This is a genomic window from Flavobacterium sp. RSP15 (genome assembly GCF_003968755.1).
GTDB lineage: Bacteria > Bacteroidota > Bacteroidia > Flavobacteriales > Flavobacteriaceae > Flavobacterium.
This window is the reverse complement of record NZ_RYDL01000012.1, coordinates 64,692-81,617: the sequence shown is the minus strand read 5'-3', so window position 1 is coordinate 81,617 and position 16,926 is coordinate 64,692. Positions and strand designations below refer to the sequence as shown.

16 protein-coding genes are annotated in these 16,926 nt (G+C 37.3%); 6 read left to right on the top strand and 10 right to left on the bottom strand.

The window, feature by feature from the left end; translation table 11 throughout:
• Positions 1 to 133: 133 nt before the first annotated feature.
• The 3 genes from EKM00_RS12170 to EKM00_RS12160 all read right to left on the bottom strand — a co-directional run bounded on the left by EKM00_RS12170 (position 134) and on the right by EKM00_RS12160 (position 1,422).
• On the bottom strand, positions 134 to 445 hold the full coding sequence (locus EKM00_RS12170; RefSeq protein WP_103999201.1) for a helix-turn-helix domain-containing protein: 312 nt from the start codon (positions 443 to 445) through the stop codon (positions 134 to 136).
• 4 nt (positions 446 to 449) lie between these two features.
• Entirely contained in the window at positions 450 to 788 is a 339-nt protein-coding gene (locus EKM00_RS12165; RefSeq protein ID WP_126516377.1) for a type II toxin-antitoxin system RelE/ParE family toxin, read from the bottom strand.
• Positions 789 to 1,017: 229 nt separating this feature from the next.
• Positions 1,018 to 1,422: a hypothetical protein gene (locus EKM00_RS12160; RefSeq protein WP_126516376.1), complete on the bottom strand. Its 405-nt coding sequence runs from the start codon at positions 1,420 to 1,422 to the stop codon at positions 1,018 to 1,020.
• A 542-nt stretch (positions 1,423 to 1,964) separates the two neighbouring features.
• Here EKM00_RS12160 and EKM00_RS12155 point away from each other — a divergent pair.
• Positions 1,965 to 3,371: an APC family permease gene (locus tag EKM00_RS12155; protein WP_126516375.1), complete on the top strand. Its 1,407-nt coding sequence runs from the start codon at positions 1,965 to 1,967 to the stop codon at positions 3,369 to 3,371.
• Between the two features lie 1,098 nt (positions 3,372 to 4,469).
• Here EKM00_RS12155 and EKM00_RS12150 read toward each other — a convergent pair.
• Both EKM00_RS12150 and EKM00_RS12145 read right to left on the bottom strand, forming a co-directional pair.
• Positions 4,470 to 5,918 carry a glyceraldehyde-3-phosphate dehydrogenase gene (locus EKM00_RS12150; RefSeq protein ID WP_126516374.1) on the bottom strand — a complete coding sequence of 483 codons (1,449 nt, stop codon included), beginning with the start codon at positions 5,916 to 5,918 and terminating at the stop codon, positions 4,470 to 4,472.
• Between the two features lie 160 nt (positions 5,919 to 6,078).
• Positions 6,079 to 7,479, bottom strand: coding sequence for a trypsin-like peptidase domain-containing protein (locus tag EKM00_RS12145; RefSeq protein WP_126516373.1), 1,401 nt, complete (start codon positions 7,477 to 7,479; stop codon positions 6,079 to 6,081).
• 225 nt (positions 7,480 to 7,704) lie between these two features.
• On the opposite strand from EKM00_RS12145, the gene dapF reads away from it, so the two are divergent.
• From dapF to EKM00_RS12120, 5 genes are all read left to right on the top strand, one after another.
• Positions 7,705 to 8,508 (top strand): diaminopimelate epimerase, encoded by an 804-nt coding sequence (dapF, locus tag EKM00_RS12140; RefSeq protein ID WP_126516372.1) that lies wholly within the window; start codon positions 7,705 to 7,707, stop codon positions 8,506 to 8,508.
• A 46-nt stretch (positions 8,509 to 8,554) separates the two neighbouring features.
• Entirely contained in the window at positions 8,555 to 9,088 is a 534-nt protein-coding gene (locus tag EKM00_RS12135; protein ID WP_126456048.1) for a GNAT family N-acetyltransferase, read from the top strand.
• A gap of 73 nt (positions 9,089 to 9,161) precedes the next feature.
• Positions 9,162 to 10,202, top strand: coding sequence for an endolytic transglycosylase MltG (gene mltG / locus EKM00_RS12130; protein WP_126516371.1), 1,041 nt, complete (start codon positions 9,162 to 9,164; stop codon positions 10,200 to 10,202).
• On the top strand, positions 10,172 to 11,116 hold the full coding sequence (locus tag EKM00_RS12125; protein WP_370453938.1) for a DUF2279 domain-containing protein: 945 nt from the start codon (positions 10,172 to 10,174) through the stop codon (positions 11,114 to 11,116). Before mltG ends, EKM00_RS12125 begins: the two co-directional genes overlap by 31 nt.
• Before the next feature lie 97 nt (positions 11,117 to 11,213).
• Positions 11,214 to 11,855, top strand: coding sequence for a peptidoglycan-binding protein LysM (locus tag EKM00_RS12120; protein ID WP_126516370.1), 642 nt, complete (start codon positions 11,214 to 11,216; stop codon positions 11,853 to 11,855).
• Between the two features lie 453 nt (positions 11,856 to 12,308).
• On the opposite strand, the gene scpA is transcribed toward EKM00_RS12120, so the two are convergent.
• The 5 genes from scpA to EKM00_RS12095 all read right to left on the bottom strand — a co-directional run bounded on the left by scpA (position 12,309) and on the right by EKM00_RS12095 (position 16,886).
• Positions 12,309 to 14,447 carry a methylmalonyl-CoA mutase gene (gene scpA / locus EKM00_RS12115; RefSeq protein ID WP_126516369.1) on the bottom strand — a complete coding sequence of 713 codons (2,139 nt, stop codon included), beginning with the start codon at positions 14,445 to 14,447 and terminating at the stop codon, positions 12,309 to 12,311.
• Positions 14,448 to 14,481: 34 nt separating this feature from the next.
• Complete coding sequence (locus EKM00_RS12110; protein ID WP_126456040.1) at positions 14,482 to 14,778, bottom strand: type II toxin-antitoxin system RelE/ParE family toxin; 297 nt, start codon at positions 14,776 to 14,778, stop codon at positions 14,482 to 14,484.
• The gene (locus tag EKM00_RS12105) at positions 14,768 to 15,001 is read right to left on the bottom strand and encodes a hypothetical protein (protein WP_126516368.1); all 234 of its coding nucleotides are present in this window, start codon (positions 14,999 to 15,001) and stop codon (positions 14,768 to 14,770) included. Before EKM00_RS12105 ends, EKM00_RS12110 begins: the two co-directional genes overlap by 11 nt.
• 72 nt (positions 15,002 to 15,073) lie before the next feature.
• Positions 15,074 to 16,438 (bottom strand): methylmalonyl-CoA mutase subunit beta, encoded by a 1,365-nt coding sequence (locus EKM00_RS12100; protein ID WP_126516367.1) that lies wholly within the window; start codon positions 16,436 to 16,438, stop codon positions 15,074 to 15,076.
• Positions 16,439 to 16,565: 127 nt separating this feature from the next.
• Positions 16,566 to 16,886, bottom strand: a complete 321-nt coding sequence (locus EKM00_RS12095) for an FtsB family cell division protein (protein ID WP_126456033.1) — start codon at positions 16,884 to 16,886, stop codon at positions 16,566 to 16,568.
• Between the last annotated feature and the right edge of the window lie 40 nt (positions 16,887 to 16,926).

The window sequence follows — 16,926 nt, the reverse complement described above, 5'->3', positions numbered from 1 at the left end:
AGAGAGAATTTTTGTTATTTGCTTAATGTTGTGGGCACAGTTTACAAAACTGCGCTAACTACTGTGGCATATCAGCGCTATCGGGATTGCAAATCCGCGCTATCACTGTGTAGCTGTTGGGCAATCGGCAATTTTAGTGTATTGCTACATTCTGATTTAATAATTCTACATTAAAATTAATTTTAGCATTTAAAGCTCGAAAAACTTTAATAACCGTATCGAATCTTGCGTCAGTTAAGCTGTTCTCAATTTTTGAAATTTGAGCTTTTTTCACACCAACTAGCTCTCCTAATTGTTCTTGTGTCAAATTTCGTTCTTTACGAATTTGTTTAATTGTTTGACCAATCAAATCAATTTTCAATTCATTTTCAAAATTTTCTCTATTTATTGTTCCTTTTTCTCCAACGAATTTATCCGTTACTTCTTCTAAACTATATGTTTTCATAATCTTATTTCTTTTCGTTAAAATATTCCACTCTTAATGATTCTGCTCTTTCAATTTCTACTTTCGGGATTTTGTCTGTTTTCTTTATAATGCCGTGAGTAGAAATTACTACTGTATCCTTTTTATCTGATTTATCCCAAAAAGCAAAAAGTCTCAAGTATTGTTTGTTGTATAAAGTTCTAAATTCCCAAATCTCGCCATCGAGTTTTTTGAATAGTTCATTATCGTTTACGCTTCTCGATTTCCAAATATTATAAAGTATTTTTTCTCTAGATTTCGGGTCTAGATTTTCTAAAAATTCTATAACTGGTTCAAGAAATTCAACTTTAAATTTATAATCCATTTTTCAGTAATCTTAATTTTCTGTAAAGATAGAAGTTTCCTTTTTAAGAAACAAATGTTGTTGATTTTTTGGCTTTTTGTTGCTGTTGCCCAACGTTTTGGCACTACAGCGGGTTTGGGACTAAATTAAGCCCTATTTTCGGATTTGCCAAATCATCCAAATACAAGGCCAACTTTCCATTTAGCCAATTGCCTAAATCCGTTGTAGTAGTTGTTAGCGGTAGTGCAGATTATAACGAATCTAAAATCATCAATACAGTATCCTTTTTCTTTATAAGAAATAAATTACTGCTTTTTGGATACTTAAGAATTTTATATGGAGTTTCAACATTATATAAAACAGGAACAAATTTTGAAAAATTGTGGATTACGGTTGGATCTTTTAATTTAAGTTTCTCAACACCGTCTAATAAACGGGTGTCGCTCTTAATGCAATATTTACCATTTAGTACATATGTGCCGTGTTCATTAAAAGCTTTCTCGACTACAATATCAAGATCACTATTATAATTGATTTGTATTAAACTCTCAAAATAATTTTTATAATAAGTAAAAAAAGAAAAGAGGGCAATTGGAATAAGTATTATTATAATTATTGTTCTAACTTTAGAATTAGGATTTGACATCGATTTCATTTCGTTTTGTTTATGAATTACCGCTAACTTGTATACACTCGCTATAAAATAGCGTCGATACACCCAAAATCAGGCAGATTGTCGCTATTGCTTGTCTTTTTTTTATTCTTTCAAATATATTAAAATTTTCTTACAGTTTTTATACAAAAGAATAAACGATATAATTAGTGCGGTTTGCGTGAGGGAGGGAAGCGGCATCCTTTATTTTCTTTCTTTAAGAAAATAAAGATATAGCGTACCGCCCGACCCAAAGTGGCGAGGAGGAACGACAAAGCTGCTGCAGGGTCACGCCCAAAGGAACAACTTCAATCTTGACCACTCACCACTCACTTTTCACTTTTCACTCTTCACCACTCACCACTCACCACTCACCACTCACCACTCACCATTCACTCTTCACCACTCACTTTTCACTTTTCACTTTTCACTTTTCACTTTTCACCACTCACTTTGTTGTCACTTTCTCAGTCCTTTTTATGAAATTTCCAAAAAAAGTATATCTTTAGCCAATTAAAAACCCAAAACCCAAAACCCAAAAAAACATGGAAGACCATAAACCAGACGATTTTAAAAGAGAATTAGGATTACTCGACGGAACCATGCTTGTGGTGGGTTCTATGATAGGTTCCGGGATATTTATTGTGAGCTCGGATATGGTGCGACAGCTGGGTTCTGCGGGTTGGTTGATTGCCATGTGGGTGCTTACAGGAACGATTACCGTGATTGCTGCCGTGAGTTATGGTGAGTTGAGCGCGATGTTTCCTAAAGCGGGCGGGCAGTATGTGTACATCAAGGAAGCCTACGGGAAACTGGTGGGTTTTTTGTACGGTTGGAGTTTCTTTGCGGTGATACAAACCGGTACCATTGCTGCCGTGGGTGTGGCTTTTGCTAAATTTGCCGCCTACTTGTACGCGCCTTTAAGTGATAAGAATATTTTATATGAAATAGGGGATTTTAAACTCAATGCGGCTCAGATTGTTTCTATTTTTACCATTATTTTGCTGAGTTACATCAATAGCCGTGGGGTAAAAAACTCTAAGATTTTACAGACGGTTTTGACAGTTATCAAAATTCTATCGTTGGCAGGTTTGATTATTTTTGGTTTTATGGCTGCCAAAGCCGAGGTTTGGGACGCGAACTGGAACAATGTCTGGACGTCACAAGCCCTGAATGTGGAAACGGGTTCGTGGTTGCCCATAAGTGGAACGGCGTTGATATCAGGAATTTCGGCAGCACTAGTAGGTTCAATGTTCTCTAGTGTGGCTTGGGAAGGAGTAACTTTTATCGCCGGAGAAATAAAAAATCCAAAACGCAACGTGGGATTGAGTTTGTTTTTAGGAACCTTAATCGTGAGTGTGATTTATATTTTGGCTAACTTGATGTACTTGGCTGTTGTGCCTTTGTATGAAATTGCTACGGCCGAATCAGATCGTGTGGCTGTTGTGGCTTCGCAACGTATTTTTGGTTCGGTGGGAACATTAATAATCGCGGTGATGATTATGATTTCGACTTTTGCCTGTAACAACGGATTGATTATGGCGGGTGCCAGAGTGTATTATACGATGGCGCAAGATGGTGTTTTCTTCAAGAAAGCGGCTGAATTGAATCATACAAGTGTTCCGGCTTGGTCTATCTGGGCGCAGTGTATCTGGGCTTCGGCGTTGTGTTTGACAGGAAAATATGGGGATTTATTGGATTTTGTGGTTATCATCGTTTTGATATTTTACATTCTGACTATTCTTGGAATATTTATTCTGCGCAAGAAAATGCCAGATGCCGAAAGACCGTATAAAGCTTTTGGATATCCATTTTTACCGGCTCTTTACCTAATTATTGCTTCGGCGATTTGTGTTGCGTTATTGTACACTAAAACAAGTACGAGCGGCTGGGGTGTGGTGATTATGCTCATCGGGATTCCAGTGTATTATTTGACAAAAGCTAAGGAGTAATTTTTTAGTGAGAAGTGAAAAGTGAATAGTAAGTGGTTTTTAGTGCATGGTAGGAGGAATGATATATTGATTTTTAAGTTTGACTATTTTAAAATCAGTGAAAATCAGCTTAATCCGTGTCATCTGCGTGCCAATTCAACACAGTAATGACAAATTAACACACATAAAAAATCCGCTAAAATCCGTGTCATTTGCGTGCCAATTCAACACAGTAATAACAAATTAACACACATAAAAAATTCGCTAAAATCCGCGTCATCTGCGTCCCAATTCAACACAGTAATGACAAATTAACACACATAAAAAATCCGCTAAAATCCGCGTCATCAGCGTGCCAATTCAACACAGTAATGACAGTAACACACATAAAAAATCCGCTAAAATCCGTGTCATCTGCGTGCCAATTCAACACAGTAATAACAAATTAACACACATAAAAAATCCGCTAAAATCCGTGTCATCTGCGTGCTAATTCAACACAGTAATAACAAATTAACACAAATAAAAAATCCGCTAAAATCTGCGTCATCTGCGTGCCAATTCAACACAGTAATGACAAATTAACACACATAAAAAATCTGCTAAAATTCGTGTCATCTGCGTGCCAATTCAACACAGTAATGACAAATTAACACACATAAAAAATCTGCTAAAATTCGTGTTATCTGCGTGCCAATTCAACACAGTAATAACAAATTAACACACATAAAAAATCCGCTAAAATCCGTGTCATCTGCGTGCCAATTCAACACAGTAATGACAAATTAACACACATAAAAAATCCGCTAAAATCCGTATCATCTGCGTGCCAATTCAACACAATAATGACAAATTAACACACATAAAAAATCCGCTAAAATCCGTGTCATCTGCGTGCCAATTCAACACAGTAATAACAGTAACACACATAAAAAATCCGCGTCATCAGCGTGCCAATTCGGTGTAATAGGAACAAAAAAATCCGTCTCGTTTTTCCTAACGGGACGGATTTTCTATTGAATTCAGGTCGGGTTGCGGTCGTTCCAAATTTAAAACTAAGGGACTAAAACTAAAAAAAAAAAAATTACAACCGCAAATCCACAACCTGTAAACGGCAGGCTAGTAATACGTAAAACGCCTTACTTTGGCAATGTATTTAGCTAGTCTAATGACTTGATGGCTGTATCCGTATTCGTTGTCGTACCAAATGTACAACACAATATTTTTTCCGTCTTTTGAAACAATAGTGGCATTGCTGTCATAAATGGCAGGAGCTGATGTTCCTACGATATCCGAAGAAACCAATTCGTTGTTCAACGAATATTTGATTTGCTCGACCAATTCGCCTTCCAATGCATATTTTTTCATAATCGCATTGATTTCTAACAGTGATGTTTCTCTGGATACCTCCAGATTCAAGATGACCAAAGAGCCATTAGGAACCGGCACCCGAATGGCATTCGACGTTAATTTTCCCTCTAATGAAGGCAATGCTTTTGCAACAGCACTTCCGGCACCCGTTTCGGTAATCACCATATTCAAAGCGGCTGCTCTTCCACGACGGTATTTTTTGTGCATGTTGTCCACAAGATTCTGGTCGTTTGTGTACGCATGGATGGTCTCCAGATGTCCTTTGACAACGCCCAAAGTATCCTCAACAGCTTTCAAGATTGGCGTGATAGCGTTCGTAGTGCACGATGCAGCCGAAAAAATATTGATTTCATCCGGGTTGTATTCGTTGTGGTTTACGCCATGAACAATATTAGGAACTCCTTTTCCGGGAGCGGTAAGCAATACTTTTTCCACACCTTTGGAAACCAAATGGCGGCTTAGTGCTTCGTGTGTGGTGAAAGCACCCGTGTTGTCAATAACCAAAGCATTATCAATTCCAAAAAGCGTATAATCAATTTCTTCAGGTCCGTTTGCCGTTATAATGTGTACGGTGGTTCCGTTGATAATCAAAGCATTGTTTTCAGGATCAGCAGTAACCGAACCTTGAAAATCACCATGAATAGAATCGTAACGCAATAAAGAAGCTCTTTTTTCTAGTGTGGTTGCATCATTTTTATCGCGTGTCACAATAGCGCGCAATCGCAATTGACTTCCTTTTCCAGTTTTCGACATTAATTCTCTGGCTAATAAACGACCGATGCGACCAAAACCATACAGCACCACATCTTTTGGTTGAATCTCCTCTGAATTTTTGGCATTTTTTAATTTGTCAATGACAAAATACTTGGCGTCAGGATATGTATCTTCTTCTAAACCATATTCGTACGTCAGTTTTCCAATGTCTAATTTTGCAGGCGGTAGATTCAATTCTAAAATCGCTTTTGCAATTTTAACCGAATCAAATACTGAAATGGGTTTGCCTACAAATTCAGCCGCATATTCATGCAGGTTGATAATATCACTGACATTCCTGTCGATTAGCGGGTTTCTAAATAAAACCATCTCAATGGATTTATCATACCATAAATCGCTGATAATTTTAATCAGTTTTACTCCTGCACGTCGCCTGTCGGCTTGAAAAGAAACTTCCTTTTCGTATAAAGTTGTAGTTGCCATGTTGAAAATTTAATGAAAATAAAGGATTGTATTTTTTAAAATTTGGCGCAAAAATACCGATTTCAATCGATTTCGTAAGCTATTTTTGGATTTATTTTAAAAATAAAAAAGCCACCCTGAAATATCAAGATAGCTTTGGTTTTTTTAAAACAGGAATGCGTTAGAGAATTACACGCATGACTTCTCCGTTTTTAGTAATCATTTCGATGCGTACGGTTTGGTTTTCTTCTTTTTTACTTAAAAGTTGGGATACCGTTGCAACATCCGTAGCTTTGACATTGTCAATACTCAAGATAATATTTCCCACCAGCTCGTCTTCGTATTGCTTCAGATTTTGGCTGCTTATTGATTTGATTCGCACGCCATAATCGATTTTGAATTTCTGCTTGTCAGCAGCCTCAATATTTTCTAATTCGATGCCTTTAAACTCGGCGCTGAAAAATTCATTTTTGCTAAGCACTACAGGAACCACTCTTGTTTTTCCATCTCTGATATAGGTAACCTGTATTTTGTCATTGGGTCTTTTCGTATTGATGTATCCGGAAAGATCCGCAAAAGTAGCCACCTTTAGTTCGTCTAATTTGATGATGACATCTCCTTTTTCAAGTCCAGATTTTTCAGCTCCTGAATTTTTGGTGACTTTATTAATGTAAAAGCCTTGTGTTTGGTTGATTCCCAGTTCTTTAGAAGTCATGCTATTTAGTTCGCCTCCTTCAACCCCAAGAATTCCGCGTTGTACATTCCCGTATTCCATGAGATCCTCAATGATTTTTCGGGCAATATTCGAAGGAACCGCAAACGAATATCCTACATAAGAACCGGTCATGGAGGAAATCATCGTGTTGATTCCGATCAGTTCACCACGCGTGTTTACTAAGGCACCACCACTGTTTCCGGGGTTTACCGCAGCATCTGTTTGTATGAAAGATTGGATCCCGCTGGTGTCTAAATCTCTGGCTTTCGCCGAAACAATTCCGGCAGTTACCGTAGAGGTTAAATTATACGGATTTCCGACAGCCAAAACCCATTCGCCAATTTTAACCGAATCAGAATTGGCAAAAACAGTATACGGTAATTTTTCATTCGCATCAATTTTCAATAAAGCAATATCCATTTTAGAGTCGGTTCCAATGAGTTTTGCCATGTATGATTTTTTGTTGTTTAAGGTGATTTCAATTTCTGATGCGCCTTTGATGACGTGATTGTTGGTCACTATATAACCATCCTCAGAAATGATTACTCCGGAACCCGTTCCTACTTGTTCCTGGGATTGTCCGCCTTTATACCCATAAAAATATTCTAAAATGGGATTGGTGATCGTTCTGCGGGAGACGTTTTTTACGTGTACCACGGTATGAATTGTTTTTTCTGCAGCCTCGGTAAAATCAAGAATCTCGGGAGACAGTCCTACTTTCGTTTTATACGAATCAGACGCAGCGGTTACCAAGGCATTTTTTTCACTGGAAAAATACCCATTGGTATCAAATAATAATTTGTAAGCGCCAAGTGTGACTCCCCCACTCAACAACGAAACCAAAAAAAGAGTTGAAATTTTTTTCATATGTAGATAATATTTGTTTTTTATAGGAATATGGCATCGCCAGATCTTCATTGGTGTTTGCGACAGCTTCTGTCATGGCAATTTCATAATTAAATTCGTTTATTAAGATATTTACTTGTAAAATTAAAAATAAAATAGCGTCCTAAAATACAGTTTAACGCTCTTTAACAATGATTAACATTTCATTAATAGTTCGTACTTTTGTAGCACACAATAGAAATTAAAATGCAACTACAATTTTATAAATACCAAGGAACAGGAAATGATTTTGTCCTGATTGATAATCGTTCGAATTTTTTTCCAAAAGAGAATACACAACTGATAGCGCACTTGTGCGACAGACGTTTTGGAATAGGAGGCGATGGTCTTATTTTATTGGAAAACGATACGATTGCTTCGAATCTCGCAACGACCACCGATTTCAAAATGGTTTATTACAATTCCGATGGAAACCAAAGTTCCATGTGTGGCAATGGTGGACGCTGTTTAGTGGCTTTCGCCAAAAAGCTGCAGGTAATTGAGAATAAAGCTACTTTCATAGCCACAGATGGTTTGCATCACGCCACAATTGGCGATGACGGATTAGTATCATTACAAATGATTGATGTTGATGCCGTAAAAGTCAGTACAGATCATGTGTTTCTAGATACGGGATCGCCGCATCATGTACAACTGGTAGACGATCTGGAAAATTACAATATCAAGGAAAACGGAGCTGCTATTCGATATGGAGATTTGTACGGGAAAGCAGGAAGTAACATCAATTTTGTCAAACAAATTGACGATGCCACTTTCTCTATGCGAACGTATGAAAGAGGCGTAGAGGATGAAACACTTTCTTGCGGAACAGGCGCAACAGCAGTAGCAATTGCCATGAACGTTATTGGAAAAACAAATGCTACTTCGATCGATATAAATGTAGAAGGTGGAAAATTAGTCGTTTCTTTTGATAAAGGAGAAGGAAAATTCACTAATGTTTTTCTGAAGGGACAAGCAGAGTTTGTGTTTAAAGGAACAATCGAGATTTAACTAAAACCTAAAACCCAAAATCCAAAACCCAAAACCAAGAACCTAAATGAAAACATTAAAAGGAGACAATATCTACATTCGGGCATTAGAGCCCAATGATCTGGAATTTGTATATGCCATAGAAAACGACCAGAGCATTTGGGAAGTCAGCAATACGCATACGCCATTCAGCCGGTTTTTAGTCAAGCAATATTTAGAAAATGCCCATCAGGATATTTATGAAGCCAAGCAATTGCGATTGGCTATTTGTCAGGATCAGGATTTCCCGGCCCTGGGTTTGATCGATTTATTTGATTTTGATCCAAAGAATAACAGGGCGGGAGTAGGTATTGTCATTCAAAAAAGCAAAAATCGAAAACAGAATATTGGTTCCGAAGCTTTGGAATTATTAATTGAATATGCTTTTTATAATCTAAATTTACACCAGTTATATGCAAATATTGGAACCGAAAATGAAGCTAGTAAAGCACTTTTTACTAAATTTGGATTCAAAATGACAGGCGTCAAAAAAGAGTGGACTTTTGTGAATGGTATTTATAAAGACGAAGCTGTTTTTCAATTGATCAATACTAAATTTTAAAAAATGTAGTTTTAATTCATCATAATTTCAAACTAAAGTTAAAAATACTACTTTTCCAATAAAAATACCATATATGAATTTAAAGAAAATTATTACCATTACCGCTGTTGTTTTAATAGGAATACTGATGCTATACGGATTGGTTATTTTGCGCCAAATTTTTTCTTCTAACACTAAATTCTCAGAGAACGAAGTGTATGTGTACGTCCCAACGGATTCCAATTACGAAGAGGTCAAAAAAATAATTGCTCCGTATGTCGAAAACTTGGATCGTTTTGAGATGGTGGCCAATAAACGAGGCTATTCCGATAATGTAATTCCGGGACGTTTTTTATTCAAAAAGGGAATGAACAGTTATGAACTGGTAAAAACATTGCGTCTTAATTCAGCAGTAAAGTTGGCTTTTAATAATCAGGAACGTATTGAGAATTTAGCCGGGCGTGTAGGTTCACAAATTGAAGCGGATAGCCTGTCATTACTGACTTCCTTCAAAGATTCTATTTTCTTGAAAGAAAACGGGTTCAATAAAGAGACTGTTTTGGTACTGTTTATTCCAAATACATATGAGATTTATTGGAACACTACCGCTGAAAAATTCCGTGATAAAATGATTAAGGAATACCGTAATTTTTGGAACAAGGAAAGAGTTGCCAAAGCGCAAAAACAGGGACTCACACCCATCGAAGCGACTATTCTGGCTTCAATTGTTCACAAAGAATCCGTAAAAAAAGACGAGAGACCACGAATAGCCGGCGTGTATCTCAATCGGTTGCGAACGGGAATGCCATTGCAGGCAGATCCTACGGTAATATTTGCGATAAAGAAGAAAGCAAACGATTTTGATCAGGTTATCAAAAGGGTTTTCTACAAAGATCTGACAAAGGCACATCCGTATAATACCTATATGAACGTAGGACTGCCTCCTGGACCTATCGCTATGCCTGATATTACAGCCATGGAAGCGGTTTTGGATCCTGAGAAAAACAATTTTATTTATTTTTGTGCCAGCGTGGAACGTTTTGGATACCATGAGTTTGCTGCCACATTAACGGAACACAATAAAAACGCCAAAAAATATTCGGATTGGATCAACAGCCAAGGCGTAAAAAGATAGTTTTGGGATTAAAAAAAGGGATTTTATATTTATTTTTAGTGGGTTTCCAAACTGTATTTGCCCAAGAGCGTGCCGAATCTTTCTTTAAACCCTCCGATTCTTTGAATAGGAAAAAGCAAAAAGGGGTGTTTGTTGCTGAAGCTGCTTTGACCGCAGGAACGCTGATCGGTTTAAACCAACTTTGGTACGCTGATTATCCCAAATCTGATTTTCATTTTATAAATGACAATACTGATTGGCTGCAGATGGACAAATCTGGGCATGTATTTTCTTCGTATCATCTGGGACGTCTTGGTGCCCAAATGCTGCAGTGGAGTGGAGCTTCAAAAAAAAAGCAACTGGTATATGGAGCAGGTCTGGGCTTTGTATTTCTTACCGCCGTTGAGGTTCTGGATGGATATTCGGCTGCGTGGGGTGCTTCCTATGGTGATATAATTGCCAATGCTTCAGGAACCGCTTTATACATTTCTCAGGAATTGATCTGGAATGAACAGCGTATTACCCCTAAATTCTCTTTTCATACCACCCAATATGCCAATTACAGACCGGAAGTTTTGGGCAGTTCTTTTACAGAGCAAATTTTAAAAGACTATAATGGTCAAACCTATTGGCTTTCTGTTAATTTACACTCTTTTGCAAAATGCTCCAAGATTCCAAAATGGCTAAATGTAGCTTTGGGTTACGGAGCCGAAGGAATGCTGACCGGAAATAGCGATAATAACGCTTTTTCAACTACAAATGCACAAAGATTCCGACAGTTTTATTTGAGTATTGATGTTGATCTGACGAAAATAAAGACACGGTCCCATTTTTTAAAGACTGTTTTTTCCGTTCTGAACACGGTTAAAATTCCCGCACCTACAATTGAATTCGTGCGTTTTAACGATATAAAATACCACTTCATTTATTTTTAGAAAAGTTTAACTACTTGATTATCAGTATTATTATTTTTGTTGTATCTTTGCGCATAGAAATTTCTTAACGGGACAGCGTTTTGAAGAAAAACAATTTATGATTAAGAAGTGGTCTTTTTACGCAGGTATGACTGTGATTACAGTTTTTTTAAGCTCAGGTTTTAAACCGTTTAACCTAGAAACCAGCCCTTGGTTTCTTATTAATGAAGATGAGGGAGCGCACTACTTATTTCCTTCTGAAGAACAAAATGAATACACCAAACTAAACATTCCTTTTACTGGAAATTTCTTTATCGGTTTTAAAGAAGCTATTGGATATAGAGAATCCGAAAGTAAATACAAAAAAGTGAACTCCCTGGGATATATGGGAAAATATCAGTTTGGTATTGAGACACTTAAGTCGGTTGGAATCTATAATCGGTCTGCCTTTTTGAACAGCCCTGAATTACAGGAAAAAGCATTTCTAGCGCTACTGGCGAAAAACAAATGGGAGCTGAAAAGAGAAATTGAAAAATACGAAGGCACTATATTAAACGGAATATTCGTTACCGAATCCGGGATATTAGCGGCAGCTCACCTTGGCGGAGCGGGTTCTGTAAAAAAATATTTTAAAAATAAAGGAAAACGAAATTTTAGAGACGCTTATGGTAGCTCTATAAAAAGCTATATGAAAATGTTTGGCGGGTATGATACTTCGTGTATTATTGCGGATAATAATGCAAAGGCAAAAAACATTTAAGTAAGTCGAAAGTTTAAAAGTCGTAAAGTCAAAAGAATTAACTTTAAGTAAAACAATTTTAAATCAGATTGTTACATAATTTTATCCTGATTTTAAAATACGACATTATACCATGGTTATTACTTAATTCCTTTTTTATCTTAAAAAAAGAGGCTGCCATTATTTGACGGCCTCTTTTCTTTTATCATATAGTCGAATTATTTAGCCTTAAGGATTTCTCTATTGGGACGCAGCACCAAATTGATGGTTTCCTTCTATTTTTGATTTTTGCTTTCTCCGTTTCTTGAACATTTGATACGATTGCAATGCTTAAAAGAATCAAAATAATAAGTGTTTTTTGTTCCGTTTTATAAACGTAGTCCGTTTAGCGGGTAGGCATCTGATTTAAAGCAAAAAACACCAACCTTTCGATTGATGTTGTTAAATTTTGAGTCAAAATAATAGGCTGTAGTTTTAGTCGAAACTGTCCATTAAAATATCTAATATCTTAATAGCCGCTTCACTGATTTTTGTGCCAGGGCCAAAAACGGCAACCGCACCGGCATCAAATAGAAACTGATAATCTTGTGCCGGAATCACACCACCTACCACGACCATAATATCTTCTCGATCGTATTTTTTAAGTTCTGCAATAACTTGTGGTACCAGCGTTTTGTGTCCTGCCGCCAGTGAGGAAACTCCCAGGATGTGCACATCATTCTCTATCGCTTGTTTGGCCGCTTCGGCTGGTGTTTGAAAAAGCGGGCCAATGTCAACATCAAAACCTACATCAGCATACCCGGTAGCTACCACTTTAGCGCCACGATCGTGCCCGTCTTGTCCCATTTTGGCAATCATGATTCTAGGGCGACGTCCTTCTTTTTTTGCAAATTCATCTGCCAGTTGTTTTGCTTTTTCAAAGCTTTTGTCGTCTTTTATTTCTTTGCTATACACACCGCTAAAGGATTTAATTTGTGCTTTGTATCTTCCAAAAACTGTTTCCAGCGCATCGCTGATTTCTCCCAGCGTAGTTCTGTTTCGAGCGGCTTCAACCGCTATTTCCAGTAAATTTCCTTCACCAGTTTGTGCACAAAGGATTAATTTTTTCAGCGATTCCTGCACTTTTTCAGTAGCTCTGGTCGCTTTGATTCGGTCTAATTGTTCCAATTGTTGCTTGCGGACCATTTGATTGTCCACATCCAAAATCTGTAAAGGGTCTTCTTTTTCTAATCTATATTTGTTAACGCCCACAATAATATCCTGCCCGCTGTCTATTCTCGCTTGTTTTCTGGCTGCTGCTTCCTCGATTCTAAGTTTCGGAATTCCGGATTCAATAGCTTTGGTCATACCGCCCAGTTCTTCTACCTCTTGAATGAGTTTCCAGGCACTTTCAGCAATTTCATTTGTCAGACTTTCTACATAATAACTGCCTGCCCAAGGATCAACCGTTTTAGTAATTTTAGTTTCGTCTTGTAAATAAAGTTGCGTGTTTCTGGCAATTCTGGCCGAGAAATCTGTTGGTAACGCAATTGCTTCATCTAAAGCGTTGGTATGCAAAGATTGTGTACCTCCAAAAGCTGCTGCTGCTGCTTCAATACAGGTTCTTGCCACATTGTTAAAGGGATCTTGCTCGGTTAAACTCCATCCCGAAGTTTGACAATGGGTTCGTAGCGCTAATGATTTATCGTCTTTTGGTTCAAATTGCTTTACTAATTTCGCCCAGATCATTCTTCCTGCGCGCATTTTGGCAATTTCCATAAAATGGTTCATTCCAATCGCCCAGAAAAAGGACAGTCGTGGGGCGAATTCATCAATTTTCATTCCGGTTGCTAATCCAGTTCTGATGTATTCCAATCCATCGGCCAGCGTGTACGCCAGTTCAATATCAGCCGTGGCTCCCGCTTCTTGCATGTGGTAGCCAGAAATGGAAATCGAGTTGAATTTGGGCATTTTTTTGCTGGTAAATTCAAAAATATCAGCAATGATTTTCATCGAGGGCGTTGGCGGATAAATATAGGTATTACGGACCATAAACTCTTTGAGAATGTCATTTTGTATTGTACCGGAAAGCAACTCGGGTGCTACGCCTTGTTCTTCGGCGGCTACAATATAGAAAGACATAATAGGTAAAACAGCGCCATTCATTGTCATAGAAACGGACATTTCATTAAGCGGAATTTGGTCGAATAATACTTTCATGTCTTCCACGGAGTCAATGGCAACTCCTGCTTTTCCCACATCGCCCACTACGCGCTCATGATCGGAATCATAGCCACGGTGTGTAGGTAAATCAAAAGCAATGGAAAGTCCTTTTTGACCCGCAGCCAGATTCCTTCTGTAAAAAGCATTACTTTCTTCGGCAGTTGAAAATCCGGCATATTGACGCACCGTCCATGGTCGGCGGACGTACATTGTGGTGTATGGGCCACGTAAATTGGGAGCAAAACCAGCTCCAAAATCAAGATGGGTAAGATTCTTTACGTCTTGTTCTGAATACGTAGGTTTTACTTCTATTCCTTCTGCAGTTAAAAATGTATCAGCCACAGCATTTTCATGTTCGACTTTTAGCGCTGTACTTTCTAATTGTATGTGTTGTAAATCTTTTCTTTTCATTTGTTTAGTACAAAGATTATAGTTTTTTGAAATTTTAATTCCTTTCAGTCCATATTTCAGTATTTCTTGAAGTATGAAAAATAGCTGTAATGACAATTATGTTCTCGTAGCTGTTGAAATGAATTAAGTATGGAAAATTTTCAATTAAAGCTACTCTGGTCTTATCATATCTTATTTGAAAAAGTAATGGATTTGACTTAATTATTTTTAAACTTTCCTTGAACGAATTGGAGAACGTATCGCCCAATTTAGGGTGAATGCCTTTGTACCAATCCAAAGCTGTTTTGAAATCAAGTTTAGCTTCCTCTACAATTACAATTTTATAACCCACCGTCAATATCTTTTAGAAAATCATCAATATCTTGAGCTGAAGATGGATTCTTAAGATATTTCTCAGTTCTTTCTCTAACTTGGTCCATTTGCCATTGAGGGATTTCTAAAGTATTCGACTTTGGAAGAATAATCACTTCAACTTCATCAGCATTAAAATCATCCGGCAGTGTGATGCTTATTTTGTGATTTTTCACCTTAACGATTTGTCTTATGGCTTCCATTATTTTATGTTTTTAGCAAAGTAAATATACTCTTTTCCAATGGTATTAAATTAAATAACAGCGTCGGGCTTACTATTCAAGATCCAATCGTTCCTGTTCCGTTTTTTCTGCCAGACGTTTTTCGATTATGGGTGTAATCAAGGTTTTTCTTGGTTTGACTTTTACAAAAGGAAACAATTCTAAATCATGTTTCATTTTATCCTGTTTGTTAGGATGTTTGTTTGTTCCCAATAAAATTTCTTTCCCAGAATCAAATAATTCCTGCGCGGTATCCGCACTTTCCTGAATTTTTCTTTTGATGATTCCGTCATTAAGTTGTTTCAGGAAACCGCCATTTGCCTCTATGTCTTTGAATAAAGCCAATGCTTTTTCCGCTATTTGATTGGTTAGGTTTTCGATATAATAACTGCCGTCTGCCGGATTGTTGACTTTGTCAAAATAACTTTCATTTTTTAGAATCAACAATTGGTTTCTCGCTATGCGGTCGCCAAATTCGTTGTCTTTGTGGTACAAAGCATCGTACGGTAAATTGGCAATAGCATCCGCTCCGCCAATAATGGCACTCATACATTCCGTGGTGGTGCGCAACATATTTATATTGTAATCGTATAATGTTTTGTTACGTTTGGTAGGCGAAACGATGATGTTGCACGCTAAAGTATGGTTGTATTCCTTGGCGACGAGATTAAAAAGCAAGCGCAACGCTCGTAGTTTTGCAATTTCAAAAAAGTAATTTGTTCCTACGGCCACTTCAAAAACAATGGGTGTATTAATAGTTTCAATTCTATTGAAATACTCATTGGCTTGTCCTACACTATAGGCAATTTGCTGTACCATAGTGGCACCGGCATTTTGATACAACGCAGCGTTGATACTAAGTAGCGATACCGATGTTGTTGCTGCCGAAAGCAAATTCAGAGTGTCAAAATTGCTTTTTTCTTTAGTTGTAAACCAGTTTCCATCTTTGGCTAATTGCCCAATTGGATCCAGATTACAGAAAATAGTAGTATTATTTTTCTTTGCAAAAACATCAATTTTTTTGACGAAATCGATTGAAATAAATCCCAGGTTAAAATAAACGGTAACGTTCTCTAAAGGCAATTTTTCCAATAGATCGGTAACGTTAATTGATTCGTTTTCTATTGTAAAGCGCAGGCTGTCTGCCCCGCGATTCAGTGTGTCTAATGCCCGTTCTATTGATTTTTCAAGGTCGTAGACAAATATATTTTGGCAAATTCTAAATTCTGTTGCTTTTGTGGTAACGGGGAATACTTTTGTAAACTCCTCTTTGTGGTAAAAAGGTTTTACCTGAATGTCTTCCGGAGAATTCCAAACTACGGTTTCATTGTAATCCGCTCCATTGAGTTCAAATTGGATTTTTTGTTTCCATTGTTTGGAGGAAATGGGGTTGAAATCATCGAAAAGGTTTGTATCCATTTTGTTAGTCATTTTCCTCACTCCAGTCCTCTTCATAGGAGAGGGAACCGAAACTTGGTGTTCTGTTTTTAATAATTACTATAAATTGTACACTCCCTTCCCTTTGGGAATGGTTGGGAATGGGATTTTATTTTTGAATCGTGTCGCCTTCAAATTCGATGATGTAAATGTCTTCACTATCTTTTTTCATATAGTATTTTTCTCGGGCGTATTTTTCTATTTGTTCGGAATTGTTTAATTGCTTGATATTTTCTTTGTCTTTTTTTATTTCGTCTTTGTAATATTCTGCATTGTCTTCCAGATCTTCAATTTGTTTGTCTAAAATGCGATGATCAAAATACGAATAGTTGTCCAGAAAAATCATCCAAGACGAAAAGAATAACAGGACCCAGACATATTTGTTGCTCAGGAATTTAAACCAAGGTTTGTCTTTATATGGATTTGTCATTTTTTTTATTTTTTTTAGCCCCGATTATAGTGGAAATCCT

Bases quoted from the DNA above. Each gene is read 5' to 3' on its own strand.
- EKM00_RS12170 (WP_103999201.1), bottom strand. From the start codon at position 445: ATGAAAACATATAGTTTAGAAGAAGTAACGGATAAATTCGTTGGAGAA.
- EKM00_RS12165 (WP_126516377.1), bottom strand. From the start codon at position 788: ATGGATTATAAATTTAAAGTTGAATTTCTTGAACCAGTTATAGAATTT.
- EKM00_RS12160 (WP_126516376.1), bottom strand. From the start codon at position 1,422: ATGAAATCGATGTCAAATCCTAATTCTAAAGTTAGAACAATAATTATA.
- EKM00_RS12155 (WP_126516375.1), top strand. From the start codon at position 1,965: ATGGAAGACCATAAACCAGACGATTTTAAAAGAGAATTAGGATTACTC.
- EKM00_RS12150 (WP_126516374.1), bottom strand. From the start codon at position 5,918: ATGGCAACTACAACTTTATACGAAAAGGAAGTTTCTTTTCAAGCCGAC.
- EKM00_RS12145 (WP_126516373.1), bottom strand. From the start codon at position 7,479: ATGAAAAAAATTTCAACTCTTTTTTTGGTTTCGTTGTTGAGTGGGGGA.
- dapF (WP_126516372.1), top strand. From the start codon at position 7,705: ATGCAACTACAATTTTATAAATACCAAGGAACAGGAAATGATTTTGTC.
- EKM00_RS12135 (WP_126456048.1), top strand. From the start codon at position 8,555: ATGAAAACATTAAAAGGAGACAATATCTACATTCGGGCATTAGAGCCC.
- mltG (WP_126516371.1), top strand. From the start codon at position 9,162: ATGAATTTAAAGAAAATTATTACCATTACCGCTGTTGTTTTAATAGGA.
- EKM00_RS12120 (WP_126516370.1), top strand. From the start codon at position 11,214: ATGATTAAGAAGTGGTCTTTTTACGCAGGTATGACTGTGATTACAGTT.
- scpA (WP_126516369.1), bottom strand. From the start codon at position 14,447: ATGAAAAGAAAAGATTTACAACACATACAATTAGAAAGTACAGCGCTA.
- EKM00_RS12105 (WP_126516368.1), bottom strand. From the start codon at position 15,001: ATGGAAGCCATAAGACAAATCGTTAAGGTGAAAAATCACAAAATAAGC.
- EKM00_RS12100 (WP_126516367.1), bottom strand. From the start codon at position 16,438: ATGGATACAAACCTTTTCGATGATTTCAACCCCATTTCCTCCAAACAA.
- EKM00_RS12095 (WP_126456033.1), bottom strand. From the start codon at position 16,886: ATGACAAATCCATATAAAGACAAACCTTGGTTTAAATTCCTGAGCAAC.